Source organism: Pseudomonas sp. R76 (genome assembly GCF_009834565.1).
In the GTDB taxonomy this organism is placed as follows: Bacteria; Pseudomonadota; Gammaproteobacteria; order Pseudomonadales; family Pseudomonadaceae; genus Aquipseudomonas.
Genome location: NZ_CP019428.1, coordinates 3025904 through 3045971 on the forward strand (window position 1 = coordinate 3025904; position 20068 = coordinate 3045971).

General features: G+C 60.3%; 17 protein-coding genes and 2 pseudogenes. 7 read left to right on the forward strand and 12 right to left on the reverse strand.

Annotated features, from left to right (window positions below):
* Window positions 1-78 precede the first annotated feature (78 nt).
* The gene (locus PspR76_RS13695) at window positions 79-522 is read left to right on the forward strand and encodes a carboxymuconolactone decarboxylase family protein (protein ID WP_159956023.1); all 444 of its coding nucleotides are present in this window, start codon (window positions 79-81) and stop codon (window positions 520-522) included.
* Here PspR76_RS13695 and PspR76_RS13700 read toward each other — a convergent pair whose 3' ends face one another.
* The 8 genes and pseudogenes from PspR76_RS13700 to PspR76_RS13735 all read right to left on the reverse strand — a co-directional run bounded on the left by PspR76_RS13700 (window position 523) and on the right by PspR76_RS13735 (window position 8034).
* Complete coding sequence (locus tag PspR76_RS13700; RefSeq protein ID WP_094952746.1) at window positions 523-1290, reverse strand: SDR family oxidoreductase; 768 nt, start codon at window positions 1288-1290, stop codon at window positions 523-525.
* Between the two features lie 9 nt (window positions 1291-1299).
* On the reverse strand, window positions 1300-2367 hold the full coding sequence (locus PspR76_RS13705; RefSeq protein ID WP_159956025.1) for a phosphotransferase family protein: 1068 nt from the start codon (window positions 2365-2367) through the stop codon (window positions 1300-1302).
* Between the two features lie 130 nt (window positions 2368-2497).
* Complete coding sequence (locus PspR76_RS13710) at window positions 2498-4390, reverse strand: pilus assembly protein TadG-related protein (RefSeq protein ID WP_159956027.1); 1893 nt, start codon at window positions 4388-4390, stop codon at window positions 2498-2500.
* A gap of 91 nt (window positions 4391-4481) precedes the next feature.
* A complete protein-coding gene (locus tag PspR76_RS13715; RefSeq protein WP_159956029.1) occupies window positions 4482-5432 on the reverse strand; it encodes a 2-hydroxyacid dehydrogenase in 951 nt (316 codons plus the stop codon).
* 94 nt (window positions 5433-5526) lie between these two features.
* On the reverse strand, window positions 5527-6051 hold the full coding sequence (locus PspR76_RS13720; RefSeq protein WP_159956031.1) for a cysteine hydrolase family protein: 525 nt from the start codon (window positions 6049-6051) through the stop codon (window positions 5527-5529).
* A 183-nt stretch (window positions 6052-6234) separates the two neighbouring features.
* Window positions 6235-6849, reverse strand: a complete 615-nt coding sequence (locus tag PspR76_RS13725; protein ID WP_159956033.1) for a TetR/AcrR family transcriptional regulator — start codon at window positions 6847-6849, stop codon at window positions 6235-6237.
* 176 nt (window positions 6850-7025) lie between these two features.
* On the reverse strand, window positions 7026-7472 hold the full coding sequence (locus tag PspR76_RS13730) for a hypothetical protein (protein WP_159956035.1): 447 nt from the start codon (window positions 7470-7472) through the stop codon (window positions 7026-7028).
* Window positions 7473-7538: 66 nt separating this feature from the next.
* A pseudogene (locus PspR76_RS13735) lies at window positions 7539-8034 on the reverse strand (DUF4822 domain-containing protein).
* A gap of 474 nt (window positions 8035-8508) precedes the next feature.
* On the opposite strand from PspR76_RS13735, the gene PspR76_RS13740 reads away from it, so the two are divergent.
* The 4 genes and pseudogenes from PspR76_RS13740 to PspR76_RS31425 form a co-directional block, all read left to right on the forward strand.
* A complete protein-coding gene (locus PspR76_RS13740; protein ID WP_159956041.1) occupies window positions 8509-9786 on the forward strand; it encodes a serine/threonine transporter in 1278 nt (425 codons plus the stop codon).
* 139 nt (window positions 9787-9925) lie between these two features.
* Window positions 9926-10543, forward strand: a complete 618-nt coding sequence (locus tag PspR76_RS13745) for a ParB-like protein (RefSeq protein WP_159956044.1) — start codon at window positions 9926-9928, stop codon at window positions 10541-10543.
* Window positions 10533-12179, forward strand: a complete 1647-nt coding sequence (locus tag PspR76_RS13750) for a SulP family inorganic anion transporter (protein ID WP_159956046.1) — start codon at window positions 10533-10535, stop codon at window positions 12177-12179. The genes PspR76_RS13745 and PspR76_RS13750 overlap by 11 nt, the downstream gene beginning before the upstream one ends.
* Window positions 12180-12367: 188 nt before the next feature.
* Window positions 12368-12560 (forward strand): annotated as a pseudogene (locus PspR76_RS31425) (SulP family inorganic anion transporter); the annotation flags it as partial.
* Window positions 12561-12737: 177 nt separating this feature from the next.
* On the opposite strand, the gene acnB reads toward PspR76_RS31425, so the two are convergent.
* Window positions 12738-15347 (reverse strand): bifunctional aconitate hydratase 2/2-methylisocitrate dehydratase, encoded by a 2610-nt coding sequence (gene acnB / locus PspR76_RS13760; RefSeq protein ID WP_159961426.1) that lies wholly within the window; start codon window positions 15345-15347, stop codon window positions 12738-12740.
* Between the two features lie 396 nt (window positions 15348-15743).
* On the opposite strand from acnB, the gene PspR76_RS13765 reads away from it, so the two are divergent.
* Window positions 15744-16214, forward strand: a complete 471-nt coding sequence (locus tag PspR76_RS13765) for a DUF1289 domain-containing protein (RefSeq protein WP_159956050.1) — start codon at window positions 15744-15746, stop codon at window positions 16212-16214.
* Between the two features lie 122 nt (window positions 16215-16336).
* On the opposite strand, the gene PspR76_RS13770 is transcribed toward PspR76_RS13765, so the two are convergent.
* Complete coding sequence (locus tag PspR76_RS13770) at window positions 16337-17200, reverse strand: universal stress protein (RefSeq protein ID WP_159956052.1); 864 nt, start codon at window positions 17198-17200, stop codon at window positions 16337-16339.
* 156 nt (window positions 17201-17356) lie between these two features.
* On the opposite strand from PspR76_RS13770, the gene PspR76_RS13775 reads away from it, so the two are divergent.
* Entirely contained in the window at window positions 17357-17959 is a 603-nt protein-coding gene (locus tag PspR76_RS13775; protein WP_159956054.1) for a tRNA-(ms[2]io[6]A)-hydroxylase, read from the forward strand.
* Here the strand turns inward: PspR76_RS13775 and PspR76_RS13780 are convergent.
* On the reverse strand, window positions 17915-19114 hold the full coding sequence (locus PspR76_RS13780) for an MFS transporter (RefSeq protein WP_159956056.1): 1200 nt from the start codon (window positions 19112-19114) through the stop codon (window positions 17915-17917). The genes PspR76_RS13775 and PspR76_RS13780 overlap by 45 nt on opposite strands.
* 174 nt (window positions 19115-19288) lie before the next feature.
* On the reverse strand, window positions 19289-19834 hold the full coding sequence (locus tag PspR76_RS13785) for a RidA family protein (protein ID WP_159956058.1): 546 nt from the start codon (window positions 19832-19834) through the stop codon (window positions 19289-19291).
* Window positions 19835-20068: the final 234 nt, after the last annotated feature.

The window sequence follows — 20068 nt, forward strand, 5'->3', positions numbered from 1 at the left end:
CGCCGGATTGGCTATAGGGCTTATGGGCAGCGGGCTCTACGCTTGCGCAGGATGACTTGCCCCGCCCGAGAGCCGCCCATGGAACCCCGTCTGGATTACTACACCGCCTCACCGCAAGCGCTGAAAGGCATGTTGATGCTGGAGGCGGCGACCTTCGACCTGTCCATCGAAAAACCGCTGTTGGAATTGATCAAGATCCGCGTCTCGCAGATTAACCACTGCGGGTTTTGCACCGACATGCATTCAATGGCGGCGCGCCAGCGCGGCGAGAGCGAACGACGCTTGTTTGCCCTGTGTGTGTGGCGTGATTCGCCGTTTTTTACCGCGCGGGAGAGGGCCGCATTGGCCTGGAGCGAGTCGGTGGCAAGGCTGCCGACGTCCAGCGTCTCGGATGAACTCTACGCGGCGACACGCGTGGAGTTCAGCGAGCAGGAAGTGGTCGACCTGACCATGGCGGTGTCCAGCATCAGTGGCTGGAACCGCCTGGCGGTGAGCTTTCGCCAGCAACCGCCGAATGCGTGATCAGGACAGGAAGCCGCCGTCCACATTCAACGACACGCCGGTGGTGTAGCTGGAGGCGTCGCTGGCCAGGAACAGCACCGCGCCGGCCATTTCGCTCGGGTCGGCCACGCGCTTGAGCGGGATTTGCGCCAGGGCCATCTTCAGGATCGAGTCGTTCTTCACCAGCGCCGAGGCGAACTTGGTGTCGGTCAGGCCCGGCAGCAGGGCGTTGCAACGAATGCCGAACGCCGCGCATTCCTTGGCGAACACCTTGGTCATGTTGATCACGGCGGCTTTAGTCACCGAGTAGATGCCCTGGAACACGCCGGGGGAAATGCCGTTGATCGACGCCACGTTGATAATGCTGCCTCCGCCGTTCTCGCGCATCAGCTTGCCGGCTTCCACCGACATGAAGAAGTAGCCGCGAATATTCACGTCGACGGTCTTCTGGAAGGCGCCGAGGTCGGTGTCCAGCACGTTGCAGAACTGCGGGTTGGTCGCGGCGTTGTTGACCAGGATGTCCAGGCGCCCGAACTGTTCACGGATACCGGCAAACACCTGGGTGATCTGCTCCATCTCACCAATGTGGCAGGCCACTGCCGTGGCTTTGCCGCCGTCGGCGATGATTGCGTCGGCGACGTGCTGGCAGCCTTCGAGCTTGCGGCTCGACACGATCACGTGCGCGCCTTGCTGGGCCAGCAACTTGGCGATGGCTTCACCGATACCGCGGCTGGCGCCGGAGACAAAAGCAATTTTGCCGTCGAGGTCGAACAGGTGGGTCTTGGACATAACAACTCCTTAAAGGGTGGATTTGCCGATCACGTTCAGGCTCATCTGCTCCAGCAGCTTGTTCATCTGGATGAACTGCGCAAAGCGTTTGTCCTGGGTCTGGCCATGGAAGAAGCGGTAGTAGATCTGCTGCACGATGCCGGCCAGACGGAACAGGCCGTAGGTGTAGTAGAAATCGAAATTGTCGATCTGGAGGCCCGAGCGTTCGGCGTAGTAATCGACGAACTGGCGGCGCGTGAGCATGCCGGGGGCATTGCTCGGCTGGCGGCGCATCAGTTGCACCGGCGCCGGGTCGGCGGCTTCGATCCAGTAGGCGAGGGTGTTGCCCAAATCCATCAGCGGGTCGCCCAGGGTGGTCAGCTCCCAATCCAGCACGCCGATGATCTGCATCGGGTTGTGGGGGTCGAGGATCACGTTGTCGAAGCGGTAGTCGTTGTGCACGATGCTGGAGGTCGGGTGGTCGGCCGGCATTTTGTCATTGAGCCAGGCGCGCACGGCCTCCCAGCTGGGGGCGTCGGGGGTCAGGGCTTTTTCGTAGCGGTCGCTCCAGCCACGAATCTGGCGCTCCACATAGCCTTCGGGTTTGCCCAGGTCGGCCAGGCCGCACGCGGCGTAATCCACCTGGTGCAGCTCGACGAACTTGTCGATAAAGCTTTTGCACAGCGCCTCGGTCTTGGCCGCGTCCAGGCCCAGCTCGGGTGGCAGGTCGGAACGCAGGATGATGCCGTTGACCCGCTCCATCACATAGAATTCGGCGCCGATTACTGACTCGTCGGTGCAATGCACGTAGGCCTTGGGGCAATACGGAAAACCATCTTTGAGCTGGTTGAGAATGCGGTACTCACGGCCCATGTCATGGGCGGACTTGGCTTTGTGACCGAACGGCGGGCGGCGCAGTACGAACTCTTGGCCGGGGTATTCCAGCAGGTAAGTCAGGTTGGACGCGCCGCCGGGGAACTGGCTGATCTTGACCGTGCCGCTCAGGCCCGGAATATGGGCCTTGAGGTAGGGATCGATGAGGCCGGCATCAAGTTCTTCGCCTGGGCGAATCTGGGTCGATTGGTCGTTAAGCGCCATGCTTATCCCTTCTGCTTATTCTAAAGGCCTTGGACTATTGGCTAATCTAATGCGCACCGCCGCCCAGCGACAAGGTCGGGGCGGCTTAATAGGTTAGCGTGTTGGCCGATGATCAGCGGGCATGATGTGCTCAAATCACCAGCATGGCCCGGCCACCGGGGTTGCAGGACAGGTTGGCACCGATTTCGACTTTTGCCAGGTCAATGCCAAGGCCGGCGAGCAGGTTGTTGACGATGGGGTCGAGCAGCGGGCCCAGCACCCCGGCGATCAACCCGCCCAGGGTTGAAAGCAAGCCGTTGAGCAGGCCGGTGACCAGGCCCAGCACAGCGCCGAGCAGGCTGGCCATTTTGGGTGTGTGGTTGATCAGTTGGATGCCGGTGAGGGTCTCTTTGAGGCTGCTGACCACATTCGAGGCGGCGAACTGAAAATAGCTGGGTGGCTGATTAATCGCGGGCGGGGCGGTGTAGGTGTGCGCACGCTCGGTTTTCAGCACTTTGCTGTCGACGCGGATGCCCAGGCCGCCCGCTGCAAACGCCTGCCTGTCGCTGCACACGCCGGTGCCGCGCTTGCGGGTTTTGGTGCCGATATCGACCACCGGGTACTCGTCGACGTTGAGTTGTTCTTTGGATGAGAACAAGTTCTGCGGATCAACCTGGCCAATCATCGCGCGCAACGCGGCGGTTTCGCCGAGCACCGACAAGGACTTTTTATCGCCGTCGCAGCTGTAGCCGGTGACCTTGGCGCTGCCGCCGGCGGCTTCCAGGGCGATGTCGAGTTTGTCGCCGATTTCAAGGCTGGTGACCAAACAACAATTGGGGTCGAGTAAGCCGAGCAGGCCGCCGAGCACAACATTCAAGGTATCCACCAGGCCCCCGAGCACGCTATTGACCACCGTGACGATCGGCAACTTTACCGAAATCAGTGTGCGCACTTGAGCGGTGCGCACAAAGATGGGCTGCTTGTCGATGTCCTTCGGGTTGCCAATGCTGGACAACTGCGCGGGCTCGATCACTTTGGTGGTGACGGTGACACCGATCAGGCCCAGCACGTCCACCGGCAGCTCGACCGCCAGCGCGCTGGCCTTGTTCGACAGCTGCACAAAGCACTGGATCAGGTTGAACAGTTGCAGGTCGACATCCAGCGCACTCTTGTCCGTGCCGTTCTGGATATTGATCAAGTCGCCCAGGTGCAGGATCTGCGTTCCCGGCGCGATCAACTTGATGGCTTCGAGGTTGTTGATCACCACCTTGACCGCGTCACCGCCGAGCTTGAGCACGTCAATGGCGGCCTGGATCAGTTGGCCAACGGTGGCGTCGGTCTTGAGCAACTGGTCGTAGTTGCCCGCGCTGACATTCAGCTGGATGGCCAAGGCATCCAGGTACTTGAGCAGGCTGATATCGGTATTGATCAAGCCGTTCCAACCGACCGCGTCGAGTTGCAACTTGCCGCCGAGCAAACCACCGATCAGCGCGTTGAGGGCTTTAGACTTGGTGCTGTCCACGGTCAACAACGTGCTGCGAATGGTGAGTGACGCCACTGTAGGGGCGGGTGTCGAGGCCACGGCGGTGGCGCTGAGGAGTGTGGTGAGGTTGACGGGCTGAGCCGAAAACAGCGTGAGCAGGCCGTGGGCGATGCTGGTGTGCACCCGGTGGGTGGCGATCACCCGGATGGCGTCGGCTTTGGCGGGGTCAGGGCTGAAGGTGCGCATAAAGTCGGCGCCGGTGGCCAGGGTGCCGCAGGCAATGGCCAGCGTGCGATTGGCGTCGACCTTGAAGTTGTTGCGCGCCGCACTTTGCGTCGCAAATTGTGCGGCATTGTTGTTGGGCGCCACGCACTTGCCGCTGCGGCTCACCGCTTCCAGCGCGGCGGTGTCGGCCACACGCTGCAACTTGCGCTTTTCCAGGTACAGGCGACCGCTGTCGACCACCAGCAACAGAAACAACAGCGCGACCCCAAGGGTCACCGCGCCCATCAAGCCGATGGCCCCGCGTTGACGGGCCGGGCCGAGTCCATGGCCAAACATTCTGCGTTCCTTCGCCGGTCATGCACCGGCGTCCTGAGCATCCCCGCCAAGCAGTGTAGTCAGGTTTCAGGTCGGCGCTGGCTATTCGCTACTAGTTGCGCGGCGGCAGGTTCACCGGGGTCAGCACGGGGCGGCCGGCAAAGTATTCAACCAGGTTATCGGCCACGCGCTGCACGGTGTCGTGGGCAGCTTCCGGCGACAGGCCGGCCACGTGAGAGGTGAGCACGGTATTGCTCAGGCGCTTGAGGGCGTCCGGCACTTTGGGCTCATCGTCGAACACATCCAGCGCCGCGCCGCCAATGCGCCGTTGCTCCAGCGCGGCCACCAGGTCGGCGGTGACCACCACGCTGCCACGGCCGATGTTCACCAGATAGCCGTTCGGGCCCAGCGCATCCAGGGCGTGGCGATCGATCAGGTGGCGGGTGCTCGCGCCGCCAGGCGTGGCCAGGATCAGGAAGTCCGAATTGCGCGCCAGTTCCACCGCCGTTGCGCAATAGGTGTAATCCACATCATCGCGGGGCTGGCGGTTGTGATAGCTCACCTCCATGCCGAAGCCGAGGGCGGCGCGCTTGGCGATCTCCATGCCCACCGCGCCGAGCCCGAGAATGCCCAGTTGCTTGCCGCCCAGGGAAGGGCGCATCACCTTCGGCCATTCGCTGCGGCGCACGGCCGCGTCAGTCTGAGGAATGCCGCGCACCAACGACAGCAGCAACGCCATGGCGTGGTCGGCCACGGACGGCGCATTCACCCCGGCACCGTTGGTGACGACGATGCCACGGTTGGCGGCCGCCTGCAGGTCCACATGTTCGTAGCCGGCGCCGATCACGCAGATGATCTCCAGCAACGGCAGCGCGGCGATTTCCTCCGCATACAGCCCCAGCGGGCCACGGGTCAGCACGGCCTTGATCTGCCCACCGTGGGCTTTGATCGCCTGGGCGCGTTCGGCCGGTGTCGGAGCCAGAATCACATGAAAGTCATTGCTCTCGATGATTTGCAGGTATTCGTTGATGGTTTCAACCAGGACCAGGACGGTGGTGGACATCGGAAGGCTCTTCCTGAAGGGTTTGAAGGGTGAGTATGCGGGATTTGTACGACGGAACGTTTTGTTCAGTCATAAAAATCCCGCCCAGGTCACGCTAGAACTCAATACTTTGCGCCTTGACCCGCTTCACAAACGCCCCCGCCAGGGTCGCATTGTGATGTTCGATGATCGCCGCGGCCGACAACGCCGGGGTGTCCATGCAGGTATGGCCGTCTTCCGGCAAGATCACCGAAAACCCCAGTTCCACGGCGACGCGGCAAGTAGTGTCGATGCAGAACTGGGTTTTCATCCCCACAATCACCAGTTCATCGACCTGCGTCGCCGCCAGTTGCTGGGCGAGGTCAGTGCCGAAAAAGCAGCTGGGGCGGGTTTTATTGAACAGGTGGTCACGGGCTGCGTCGACAGCCAGGCCGGGCCACAGCTGCCAGAGCGGGCTGCCGGCTTCAATCGGCGAGCCCACCGGCCCTGTGTGGCGGGCGACGAAGATCGGCGCGTCGACCGCGCGGGCGCGCTGAATCAGTTGGTTGATGGTCGCCAGCACGCGTTCGCGTTCAAAGGGTTTTTCCGGGCCATCGTATAAACCGATTTGCATATCGATGATCAGCAGGGCGTTTGCCATGGTCTTGCTCCTTGCAGTGGCCAGGTGGCGGAGCCATAAAAAAGGCCCCGTCCATTGCTGGCGGGGCCTTGGGTTGAATCCGTGTGTGTTTAGTTCAAGCACCCACAGCAACCGCACGACCCGCCATTAGCGGTCGTGGTGGTGGTGCGGGTGAGGTGCAGCTGAATAAGGTTCATGCCCCGATCATGCTGGGCCAGGCGCGCGGCTGTCAACGGACACATCCGATTTCTTCTCGGGTAGCAGCGTGTTTCGCGCGGCTTCCAGGAATTCGTCTGACAAGCTGCTGCCGCGTGTCGCACGCGCCAGCGTGACGGCGCCGATCATCATCGCGTACTTGGCCAGCATGGCCTGGCGGTCGTCATCCTGAAGCTGGGCGAAGATCTCCAGTGACTGTTCAACCCCAGCGATAAAGGTGTGCTGCAGCGGCGTGTCGGCGGGCTCATGGCACATGTCCGGGGTGAAGGCGGATATGGGGCAGCCGTCGCCCGGATTGTCGCGGTGGTTGGCTGAAAAATAGTGGCGCAGGATGGCTTCGCGGGCGGAGTGCGGGTCTTCACAGCGCTCGAGTTTCTCCTGCCAGCCCTGGTTGGATTGCTCGAAAGCCTTCTGGCTAGCCTCGGTGGCCAAGGCTTCCTTGGACGCAAAGTGCCCGTAGAAACCGCCGTGGGTCAGGCCGGCGGCGGCCATCACATCCGACAGGCTGATGCCGTGCAGCCCGCGCTCACGAAACAGGTGCGTGGCCGCCTCGACGATGATTTCACGGTTGAGTGCGGCTTGTTTGCGGGAAACGCGAGGCATGGCGGGGCTCTCAAAAAAAAAAGGCGGGCACAGCCTCAACGTACAGGAACCAGGTCGATTCTAAAATAGATTTGCCAGGGAATGTATTATTCAGCCAAAGCCGGCGCCTATAAATTGCCTCCTGGGTCAGTTCCAGCGCGGCTGCACAGTGTAATCGTCCAGCCGCCTGGCCATCATTACTGCGCAGCGCCAACCTGCCGTGCCTTGTTTTGTTCCGCCTGTGCGATGGGCATGAAGTCGTACGTGGGAAAGAATTCTGTTGTGTAAACACCCCAGGCGGTGTTTTCGATCGCAAGATTAACTTCTGCCAGGCGCCGCGCAGGCAGGCGCAGGACGATCACCTGCCCAATGCCCATGGTTATATTCCAACTGACCACTTCCACGCCGGCAGGAGGGAACACTTTGTGAAATTCCTGCTGGGCAAGTTGTGCTTTCAGCGCGCTGAGCGGTCGTGACTGATCGTGTTTAAGGAAAACGGTCAACATGACTGCATTGTCGGACGTAACGGCATTGGTGTGGGCGGGCTGGGCGGGAGTGGTCTGTGCAATGGCAACGCCTGGTAGCAAGGTGGCTGCCAGCAGTGCAGGGATATACCACGACTTGATGCGGGTGCTTATATTCATGTTGGTAACTCACTGGTTATTATTGAAATGTGGGCGAGTGACAGTTATAAGGCTTTGAATAGTTGGCTAGTTCGACATGGCCGTCTTGATCGGGCCATTGTACGGGGCGTGCACCACGTAAATTCGAACAGGAGGGTTGGTGGCTACCATGTCGCGAGGCACTTCGCGCGAGTAAGTGAACTCGCGGTTATCAAGTTTTTCCAGGCGTCGGACAATTGTTCTGTTCGGTCCCTTGTCAGGTATCAGAACATGGGTCTTCCTGTCGCCGCTGACCAAGAAGTAACCGCCACCGCCGTCGGCATATTTTGATTGCCCGGTGTCGGTGTAAAAAAAACTTGTAGCGGTTACGCTGCGGGTCCCACATTGATATCCCCACCACGCCGGGGTAGCTGGCCTTGACGTCCTGCTCTGGCGCGCCCTCTATATAAACCCTGGTGGTCAACCATTGAGGAGAAGAGCCCAGGGCATTAGGGTCGGATATAGGCTGTTTGGCGTAACTTGCAAACGGGCTTAATGAACTTATAAGCAGTAGGCCGGAAAAAACAAGCGTATGTGTTCGCATTTTCGAACTCCTGAGGCGTTAAGTGAGGGAGCCGTTATTGTTTTGTAAATGGTGCGACGAAGGATGTTAGTTTGACGTCTGTCGGGTGCTCAATGGCTGGGTATATTCCTGTAACAGTTATTACGTTGTTGCTGTGAAAAAATAATTTAGATGCAGGTTTCATCTGTTTCTTTTGTGAGAATTCTCTTTAAGTTTGGGTGCGTGATGATCGTGAAGGCGCCAGGGCGCGCAGCGTCAGCGCGAGCCTGGGCTGCGGTCAAAAATAGAGTGTTTGGGCATGCATTCCATGTGCGCAGCCCTCTAAAACCGCCGCCTACGGCCGCACTCAAACACCTGCACCGCACCACCGTTCCTCAGCTAAGTCTTTGCTTATTCAAGAGAATCCCGGACAATCGCGCGCTTGTTATGGTCGGGGCGCTGCCTGTCAGGTTTTTCTGACTCGTCCCGGCTATGGAAATGCGGAGATCCGACCGGATGAATGATCAGGCCAATAGCGTCGACGAACGCTATGCAACGACACCTGCAACCCTCACAAGCTGGAGCCGCCAGGACACCACCTGGATGCTCGGCCTATTCGGCACCGCCATCGGCGCCGGTACTTTGTTTTTGCCGATCAACGCGGGTCTTGGGGGCTTCTGGCCGCTGGTGATCCTGGCGCTGCTGGCATTTCCGATGACGTTCTTTGCCCACCGTGGCCTGACCCGTTTTGTACTGTCCGGGCGTGAAGGCTCCGACATCACCGACGTGGTCGAAGAACATTTCGGCCTCAAGGCCGGTGCACTGATCACCTTGTTGTACTTCTTCGCGATCTTCCCGATCCTGCTGATCTACAGCGTGGCACTGACCAACACGGTCAGCAGCTTCATGGAGCACCAACTGCACATCATGCCGCCGCCACGCGCGATCCTGGCGTTTGTGCTGATCCTGGGCCTGTTGGCCGTGGTGCGTTGCGGTGAGCAAGTGATCGTCAAGGCCATGAGCCTGATGGTGTATCCGTTTATCGTCGCGTTGTTGTTCCTCGCCGTGTACCTGATCCCACACTGGACCGGTGGCATTCTCAGCACCGCCAGCGAGGTGCCGGCGCCGTCGGCGCTGCTTAACACGCTGTGGCTGGCGATTCCGGTGATGGTGTTCTCGTTCAACCATTCGCCGATCATCTCGGCCTTCGCGGTGGACCAGAAGCGTCAGTACGGCGCGCACGCCGATGAGCGCAGCTCGCAGATCCTGTCGCGCGCGCACTTGCTGATGGTGGTGATGGTGCTGTTCTTCGTGTTCAGCTGCGTGCTGACGCTGTCGCCGGCGCAACTGGCCGAGGCGAAAGCGCAGAACCTGTCGATCCTGTCGTACCTGGCCAACCACTTTGACAACCCGACCATCGCCTTCGCCGCGCCGTTGATTGCGTTTGTGGCGATTGCCAAGTCGTTCCTGGGCCACTATATCGGCGCCAGCGAGGGTCTCAAAGGTCTGGTGCTCAAGACCGGTCGCCGCCCGGCTGCCAAGTCCCTGGACCGCATGACCGCCGCCTTCATGCTGGTGGTGTGCTGGATCGTCGCCACGCTGAACCCGAGCATCCTCGGCATGATCGAGACCCTGGGTGGCCCGATCATCGCGTCGATCCTGTTCCTGATGCCGATGTACGCGATCCGCAAGGTGCCGGCCATGGCCAAGTACCGGGGGCAGGCGTCCAACGTGTTTGTTACCGCAGTCGGTCTGGTCGCGATTACCGCGCTGATATACTCGCTGCTGTCCTGACACCAAGCTGCACACCCCAAGGCCGATTCGCGCACTGCGCGAATCGGCTTTTTTTGCGCCTGGAAAACTTGCCGAGTCTCGACCCTGGGCAGGCAATGAGGGCTAAGCTGTCGGCATAGTCATTTCTGTGGAGAGATTCATGGCACGGCCGCGCCCGCAACTGATCACCTGCAAACTGGAAAAGCTGCACCCGACGCAATTGACCGTCGGCATGGCTGAAGTGGCCACCAAGCGCGAAGCCTGGACCAGGCTCAAACGCAAGGAGCGCGCCGCCGCGCTCGACAAGCACTGGTTTCCTTGCGTGCTGGGGCCGGACGAGCGTTATTACATCACCGATCACCACCATTTCGGCCTGGCGCTGCTGCTGGAAGAGGTCAAGAGTGTTTCGTTGCTGATGCTCAAGGACTTGTCATTTGTGGAGCGCAGCACCTTCTGGAATGTCATGGCGTTCAATCAGTGGGTGCATCCTTACGACGCGCGTGGCCTGCGTCGGACCTACGAAGCCATTCCGCGCAAGATAACCGACCTGCAGGACGACCCGTATCGCAGCCTGGCGGGCCTGTTGCGTATGGCGGGTGGCTACGCCAAGGACGCGACGCCGTTCAGCGAGTTTCTGTGGGCCGACTTTTTTCGCACCCGCATCGGCAGCGACGTGGTCAGCCAACCGAACGCCAAGCTGTTGAGCAAGGCCATGGGCCTGGCGCGCAGCCAGGAAGCGCGTTATTTGCCGGGATGGGTCGGGCCGATTGAAAACTGAAACCGCTGACCCAGTTGCCACGCCTCCCAATCGCACCCAGGACCTGCTCGCCGGGTTATCCATTGCCGGTTTGCTGCTGCCGGAGGCCGTGGCTTATTCCAGTATCGCCGCGCTGCCGCCCCAGGCCGGGGTGATTGCGCTGTTTGCCGGGCTGGTGTGTTACGGCCTGTTCGGCACCAGCCGCTTTGCAATTGTCTCGGCCACCTCGTCTTCGGCAGCAGTATTGGCTGCCGCCACCGCCAGCCTGGCGGGCGGTGACCCGGCGCTGAGGCTGGCCCTGGCGTTCGGGTTGGTGTTGATCACCGGGGTGCTGTTCCTGCTGGCCGGGCTGTTCAAGCTTGGCGGTGTCACTTCGTTTATCGCTAAACCGGTGTTGCGCGGGTTTGCCTTCGGCCTGGCGCTGACCATCATCCTCAAGCAGCTGGCCAGTGTGGTCGGTGTGCACTTGACCGACAACAACCTGGTCCGCTTTCTGCCGCAACTGATAGAGCAGCTGCCCCGTTGGAACTGGCCGGCTGCGATGGTCGCGGCGGCTGCGTTGATAGTGTTGTGGTTGTGTGCGCGTATTCCGCGCCTGCCGGGCGGGCTGCTGGTGGTGATCCTGGGCATTGTTGCCGGGCAGTACCTGGAGTTACAGGCACACGGTGTGGCGTTGATCGGTCTGATCGACTTGCGCCTGGAATTCGGGCATTTGCCGGTGCTGCCATTCGCCGATTGGCTGCGCCTGGGTGAGTTGGCGTTTGCCTTGGTGATGATCCTGTATGCGGAGTCCTACGGTTCTATCAGTTCGTTCGCGCTGAAGCACGGCGACCGTGTGTCATCCAACCGCGACCTGCTTGCGCTGGGCGCGGCCAACCTGATCTCCGGGCTGTTTCACGGCATGCCGGCCGGTGCCGGCTATTCCGCGACCTCGGCCAATGAGGCCGCCGGTGCCGGTTCACGCCTGGCCGGAATCGTCGCCGCGCTGGTGGTGCTGGTGATCGTGCTGACGGTACTGCCCTATGTCGCACTGACCCCGGAACCGGTGCTTGCCGCCATCGTCATCTACGCGCTGGGCCGTGGTTTGAGCCTGCAGCCGCTGGGGCGTTATTTTCTCTGGCGGCGCGATCGTCTGCTGGTGATCTGTGCCGTGGCTGCAGTGCTGGTGCTGGGCGTGCTGGATGGCTTGCTGGTGTCGGTAGCGATCAGCGTGGTGCTGATGCTGCGCCAGATGTCGGCGGCTGATATCCAGGTGCTGGGGCGCTTGGGTGACAGCCATGACTTTGTCGATCGTCAACACCACGCTGATGCCGTGCAAGTGCCGGGCCTGCTGATCGTGCGGCCCAGCGAGGCGCTGTTTTTTGCCAATGCCGAACGCATTCTTGGCGCAGCGTTGCGCCTGATGCGCCAATCGCCGGTGGAGGCGGTGGTGCTGAGCCTGGAAGAATCTCCGGATCTGGATGGCACCAGTATCGAGGCGCTGGCGGCGTTTTTTGCGCAGGTGCGCGGGGAGGGCAAGCGTTTGGTGCTGGCGCGCGTGCGGCATGACGCGTTGGAAGTGCTGCAAGCCTTGCCGGAGGCGCTTGCGCCACAGGTCTTGCTCAGCGGCTTGAGCGTTGACGGTGCTGTGCAGTTGGCACTGCGGCACCCGTCCTGAATGTGCAAAGCATCAACTGTGGGAGCTGGCTTGCCTGCGATAGCGGTAGGTCAGTCAACGATGTATCAACTGACGGACAGCCATCGCAGGCAAGCCAGCTCCCACAGGGGTTTTGTGGTGTTGTCGAGGCTGTATTCCAGGCATAAAAAACGCCGCGTACCTCTCGATACGCGGCGTCCTTTACATCAACTCACATCGAGGCGCTGGCGGCATTTTTTTGCGCAGGTGCGCGGGGAGGGCAAGCGTTTGGTGCTGGCACGCGTGCGGCATGACGCGTTGGAAGTGCTGCAAGCCTTGCCGGAGGCGCTTGCGCCACAGGTCTTGCTCAGCGGCTTGAGCGTTGATGGTGCTGTGCAGTTGGCGCTACAGACCCAAACCTGAGCGTGCAAGGCATCAACTGTGGGAGCTGGCTTGCCTGCGATAGCGGTAGGTCAGTCAAAGATGCATCAACTGATGGACAGCTATCGCAGGCAAGCCAGCTCCCACAGGGGTTTGTATTCCAGGCATAAAAAACGCCGCGTACCTCTCGATACGCGGCGTCCTTTACATCAACACACCTTAGGCTTGAATCACCGGGATGTTGGCGCTTGCTGCGATTTTGCGGAACTCGGCGATCTGGTCGAAGTTCAGGTAGCGGTAAACGTCACTGGCCATGGTGTCCAGTTTCGCTGCGTAACCCATGTACTCTTCGACGGTCGGCAGGCGACCCAGCGTGGAGGCCACAGCTGCCAGCTCAGCCGACGCCAGGTAGACGTTGGCGCCGTCACCCAGACGGTTCGGGAAGTTACGGGTCGACGTCGACACAACGGTCGAGTTCGGCTCTACACGTGCCTGGTTACCCATGCACAGCGAGCAGCCCGGCATTTCCATGCGCGCGCCAGCCTTGCCGTAGATGCCGTAGTAGCCTTCTTCGGTCAGTTGGTGAGCGTCCATCTTGGTCGGCGGCGACAGCCACAGACGGGTTGGCAGCTGACCCTTGACCTGTTCCAGCAACTTGCCGGCAGCGCGGAAGTGACCGATGTTGGTCATGCACGAACCGATGAACACTTCGTCGATCTTCTCACCGGCAACGCTGGACAACAGACGGGCATCGTCCGGGTCGTTCGGTGCGCAGAGGATCGGCTCGTTGATTTCGGCCAGGTCGATTTCGATGATTTCGGCGTATTCCGCGTCGGCATCGGCTTCCATCAGTTCCGGGTTGGCAACCCAGGCTTCCATCGCTTGGGCGCGACGTTCCAGGGTGCGTGCATCGCCGTAGCCTTCGCCGATCATCCAGCGCAGCAGGGTGATGTTGGAGTTCAGGTATTCGGTGACCGAATCTTTCGACAGCTTGATGGTGCAACCGGCAGCCGAACGTTCAGCCGAGGCGTCGGACAGCTCGAACGCTTGCTCCAGCGTCAGGTCGTTCAGGCCTTCGATTTCCAGGATGCGGCCGGAGAAGGCGTTCTTCTTGCCTTTCTTCTCTACGGTCAGCAGGCCAGCCTGGATCGCGTAGTAAGGAATGGCATGAACCAGGTCACGCAGGGTGATGCCAGGTTGCATTTTGCCTTTGAAGCGCACCAGGATCGATTCCGGCATGTCCAGTGGCATCACGCCAGTGGCTGCAGCGAACGCGACCAGACCGGAACCGGCCGGGAACGAGATGCCCATCGGGAAACGGGTGTGGGAGTCACCACCGGTGCCGACGGTGTCCGGCAGCAGCATGCGGTTCAGCCAGCTGTGGATGATGCCGTCGCCTGGACGCAGCGATACACCGCCACGGGTCATGATGAAGTCAGGCAGGGTGTGGTGGGTGGTCACGTCGATCGGCTTGGGGTAAGCCGCGGTGTGGCAGAACGACTGCATCACCAGATCGGTCGAGAAGCCCAGGCACGCCAGGTCTTTCAGTTCATCACGGGTCATAGGACCGGTGGTGTCCTGGGAGCCCACGGTGGTCATCTTCGGTTCGCAGTAGGTGCCAGGACGAACGCCTTTGCCTTCTGGCAGACCGCAGGCGCGACCGACCATTTTCTGCGCCAGGGTGTAGCCCTTGTCGCTTTCAGCCGGTGCTTCCGGCAGTTTGAACAGGGTCGAAGGCGGCAGGCCGAGTTCGGCACGTGCCTTTTCGGTCAGGCCACGGCCGATGATCAGCGGGATACGGCCGCCGGCGCGAACTTCGTCCAACAGCACCGGGGTCTTCATTTCGAAGGTGGTCAGGACTTCATCGGTGCCGTGTTTGCAGACTTTGCCAGCATGCGGGTACAGGTCGATCACGTCGCCCATGTTCATGTTGGTGACGTCGAATTCGATTGGCAGTGCGCCAGCATCTTCCATGGTGTTGTAGAAGATCGGAGCGATCTTGCTGCCGAAGCAGAAGCCGCCTGCGCGCTTGTTCGGCACGTAAGGAACGTCGTCGCCGAAGAACCACAGTACCGAGTTGGTTGCCGATTTACGCGACGAACCGGTGCCGACCACGTCACCGACGTAGGCGATCGGGAAGCCTTGGCCGCGCATCTCTTCGATCTGCTTCATCGGGCCGGTCTTGCCTTGCTCGTCCGGCACGATGCCTTCGCGCGCCATTTTCAGCATGGCCAGGGCGTGCAGCGGGATGTCAGGACGGGACCAGGCATCCGGGGCAGGGGACAGGTCGTCGGTGTTGGTTTCGCCGGTGACCTTGAACACGCGCAGGCTGATCTTGTCGGCCAGGGTCGGGCGGTTCTTGAACCACTCGCCATCGGCCCAGGACTGGATCACGGCTTTGGCGTGTTCGTTGCCGTTCTTGGCTTTTTCCGCGACGTCGTGGAACGCATCGAACATCAGCAGGGTGTGCTTGAGTTGGGCGGCAGCGACGGGCGCCAGTTCGGCGTCGTCCAGCAGCTCGACCAGGGTCACGATGTTGTAGCCGCCTTGCATGGTGCCGAGCAGTTCAACAGCGCGTTTCTTGTCGATCAGGGGGGAAGTGGCTTCGCCCTTGGCCAGGGCAGACAGGAAACCGGCCTTGACGTAGGCAGCTTCGTCAACGCCTGGTGGGATGCGGTTGGTGATCAGGTCAACGAGGAATTCTTCTTCGCCAGCCGGGGGATTTTTCAGCAGCTCAACCAGGCCTGCGGTTTGTTCGGCGTTAAGCGGCTGGGGAACGATACCCAGTGCTGCACGCTCTTCGATATGTTTGCGGTAGGCTTCAAGCACAGTTATTACCCTCATCAGTGGTCCCACGGGACGCTCATCCAGAAATGAACGGCACGCATGCGCTCGGGGGCTTTTTGGGCCGCAAAGCCAGCGCTGCCGGCATTCCTCACAGAAGCTGCTTTCAAAGTTTTACGCCTGCAGAACGGAGCTGATGAGGGTTGGCGCTGGCTGTTACCTACCGGGTAATAACCATCGCCAACACCGTTCTGAAGGAACGACTGTGCTCGTGACGCTTTGAAAACAGCTTCCAGCGGATTATTGGCGCCTTACAAGGCCGGATGATTCTACGGCAAAAAAAATCTAAAGGTAAGTTGCCTAACCAAGTTTGCTGGGTGATCAACCTTAGACAAAGGGCTAACATGGCGCACTGTTTCGCTGATTTGTGTGTCGCTGCCCATGTCCAACCAAACCATCAAGACCCCCTGCGTCGGCCTGTGCTCTACGGTTTACGGCGATCTGGTGTGCCGTGGCTGCAAGCGTTTCCACCACGAAGTGATCCAGTGGAATGGCTATAACGAGGAAGAAAAACGCGCCGTCTGGCTTCGACTTGAGCAGCTGTTGGTGCAGGTGATGGCCGGCAAGCTGGAGGTTTTCGACCCCAAGATGCTGCGCGGGCAGTTGGAGCAGCGCAAAATTCGCTTTGTGCCGCACCAGTCCGAGTACTGCTGGGCCTACCAGTTGATTGCCCGGGGCGCGCGGGTGATTTCCAATCTGGAGGCTTATGGCATGGTGCTGATGCCGGAGTTTCGCGATTGGGCATTGCCGGAGCTGCGCGATGCCATTGACCGCGAGTTTTTTATCCTGTCCGAGGCGCATTATCAGCGCTATATCGCCCCTGGGTTCCTGCGGGATGCGTTTGCTGACTGACAATACAAAGCAAAAATGTGGGAGCGGGCTTGCTCGCGAATGCGGTCTGTCAGTTGATACAGATGTCGACTGAGCCACCCTATTCGCGAGCAAGCCCGCTCCCACATTTAATCTTCATTGTCTCAAGCTTTGGTCGCCAGCTCTTCCAAGTGATCCATCAACTCCTGCGGCTTGAGCACCAGCACATCACTCTCCACCGCATCCAGTACCACTTCCGCCGTATTGCCGATCAACGCCCCCGAAATACCCGTGCGTGCCACAGTGCCGATGATCGTCACCGCCGCCTGCCATTTATGCGCCGCATGCGGGATCAACACGTCGGCCGGGCCTTCCTCGATATGCAGGCGCGCGTCATCCACGTCGAACTCGGCCTGGAACGCCTTGCACTGCTCGCGATAGCGCGCCTCGATGGTTTCCTTGAGCTGGAACGTCGGGTCGGCCGCCGACAGCATGGGCGATGGATGCGCGCTGATCACGTGCAATTGCGCCTTGGCCAGGCTGGCTATTTCAAACCCGTGGTCAATGATGGTGTTGTGCAGTGCCTGGTGTTCAGTGTCGTTGTTGCCCACGTCAATCGCCGCCAGCACCACCTTGTCGGCCCACGGCGTGGCCGTTTTCACCAGCAGCACCGGAGTCGGGCAGTAGCGCAGCAGTTTCCAGTCGGCGGGGGTCAGCAAGGCCTTTTTCAGCGGGCTGTCGGCGAAGTGCTGCTTGATCACCAGCCCGCAGCCCTCGGCCTGTTGCACGTCGATAATGGTTTCATGCAGGCTGTCATTCCACGCCTGCTCGGTGGTCACGCTGTAGCCGTCTTCCTGCAGGCCGGACTTGAGCAGGCTCAGTAGCGCCGAGTGTTCATGCTTCTTGTCGCAGACCAGCAAGTGCAGGTGCGCGCCGGTGACCCCGGCGATCAGCTTGGCACGCTTGAGGGCCAGGCTTTCCGAGTGCTCGGGCTCGATGACCACCAGGATGCTGCGGATAGCTTGCATGGACGGATCTCCAGAGACGGGGAAAAGGCGCTCTGGACAACTATAGTTGCTGCTCGCCAGACGTCATGTTGATGCACATCAACGCCAGTGGCTGGTGGTCTGCGGCGGGGTCGGTATAATCGGCCCCCTTTTGTGATCCTTTTGCCCGTGAGCCCGATGAACCTGCCCGAAATCCACGAATTCCTCGGCTGCCGCACCCCCGACGCCTGGGTCCAGGCTGCTTTGGCCGATCAGGAAACGCTGCTGATCGACCACAAGAACTGCGAATTCAAAGCCGCCAGTACCGCCCTCAGCCTGATCGCCAAGTACCACGCCCATGTTGACCTGATCAACATGATGTCGCGCCTGGCCCGCGAAGAGCTGGTGCACCACGAGCAAGTCATGCGCCTGATCAAGAAGCGCAAAGTCGAACTGCGTCAACTGCATGCAGGCCGGTATGCTTCGGGTTTGCGCAAAGTGGTGCGCAGCCACGAGCCGGTCAAGCTGGTGGATACCCTGGTGGTCGGGGCCTTTATCGAAGCGCGCAGTTGTGAGCGTTTCGAAGCACTGGTGCCACATTTGGACGAAGAACTCGGCAAGTTCTATTTCGGTCTGCTCAAAAGCGAGGCCCGGCATTTCCAGGGTTACTTGAAACTGGCCTACCAGTACGGCGACGCCAAAGACATCGCCCAAGTGATCGAGCGGGTGAGGGCGACCGAGCAGGAGCTGATCGAATCACCCGATATCGAGTTCCGCTTTCACAGTGGCGTGCCAGCCTGAGGCCACCGCCACCCCAAGCAGCGCGGTGAGCCCCACCAGCAGCAGGATCACCGTCTGCGTGCCCAGCGGCGCCGCCAATACGGCCACCAACAAGCCTGCCAAGGGCTGGGACAGGTTGTTGAGCAAGGTAATCACGCCGACGGTTTTGCCGAAGTCCTGCACCGGAATCACGCGCTGACGGGTGCTGCGCAGGTACACGTTGAACATCTTGTCGAAGCCGGTGACCAGCAGGAAGCCAACGCTGTACGCCCACACATTGGGGCTCAGGGCGGTGATCAGCGCGCCCACGCCGATCATCGCGTAAGACAGCCCGCCCATCACCTTCAGCGGTAGCGTGGCGCGCGCCAGATAAAACAGGATGCCGATGGTCACCAGCGCACCCGCCGCCTGCAGCAGGGCGTAGGTGTCCTTGCCGGCGCCGTATTGGCCCGTGACCATCGCGGCAGACGTGGCCAGCGTCACGCCAATCATCAGGTTCACACCCACCGCCAGGGTGATGATCCGCTTCAACTCCACCAGGTTGCGGATATGCCCGAACGCGATGCGCAGCGGCTGCAGCCAGATATCCGGGTGCTGCTCATGACTGTGCAGATTCACCGTGGTGTTGCGCTGCCAGACCCACATCGCCACATCCGCCAGCACAAACAAGCCGGCAATCCCGATGACCACCCAATGCCACGCCCAGACTTCCAGCATCAGCGCCGCCACCAACGGCCCCAGCACCAGGCCGCTCTGGTCGGCAATCTGCGAGTAGGACAAGGTTTTGGCGTAGGTGTAATGCTTGAAGATATGCGGCATCACCACTTCCCGCGCCATGATGCCCTGAGTGGTCAACACGCCGCACAGTGCCGACAGGATCACCAGCCAGTAGATGCCGTCGAACACGCCGTACAACGCCACCGCCACCACGCAGGCCAGCGCCCGGTACACCTGGCTGATATGCAGGATGCGCACCGGCGAAAACTTGTCGCACAACGCCCCGCACACCGGGAACGCCAGGTAACGCGGCAGCGACTCGACAAAGAACGCCAGCCCTGCCCACGACACGCTGTTGGTGGTCTGGAACACGATCAGCGGCACGATAAACAGCAGGATCTGGTCCGCCAGCCGCGACAGGAACAGTGAGATAAAAAAAGCCAGGTAGTCCTTGCGCATGCTGCTCCCGTTCCAGTAACCACCGCGACAACTGAAAGCGGTTCAATGCCTTCCTTGATTTCCCTTGGTCATCTGCGCCAACGCGCGAATCCACGTTCCGAGTGTAACGTGGACAGGCTTTTTTGCGAGTGCAACGGCGGTTCAAGGCCGGCGTTGAGCGAGTCGGTTACCGCGCTACTGTGCAGTTGCGGGTTGAGCAGGCACTACCACCACTGCATCAATTTCCAACAACAACTCTTTGCGAATAAATTGGGATACTTCAACCAGTGTGCTGGCGGGCGGATTTTTCTGATTGATATATTTATCGCGAACGGTTCGGAAGGCACTTAGTTGCCCCACATCGGTGACATAGACGCCCAGCTTGACCACATCATTAAAGGTTGCGCCACTGGCCTCCAGTGCAACTTTCAAATTGGCAAACACTTGTTCAGCCTGAGCGGTGAAATCACCTGGACCCACAAGTTGTCCCTGTTTGTCGAACGCGATCTGCCCGGAAATATACAGCGTGCGCCCCACCGGCGCTTCTACGACATGGGTATAGCCGGTGGGCGTGGAAAGCCCGGCCGGGTTGATAAACTTGGCCTTGTTGGGCAGGGTATTGGGCACGGCGCCGTTACTGCATCCGGCCAAGATACCGACGAGCCCGGCAATGGTTGCAACGTTACGCAGGGTTTTCCCTGGGTTACTTTTACTTCGGGTATCGAGTTGGGTATGACGCATAGTTAAGTGGCTCTTGCAGGAATGAAATTTAACTATGCCGCAGTGTAGTTCACCATCGCGTGACTGATTTATTACTTGATGATTCGCGGCGCGCAGGTTGTTTCAGTGCTGCGAGAAGGGGCCGCGCACGCCGCGCAAAAAAGCAGGTTAAAAAGTATGCGGCAAATGTAAAAAACTCTTAAAAACATGAAAGTTGTGCAAAAACCGCGGAGAACATCGGATTTTCCTTCTTGT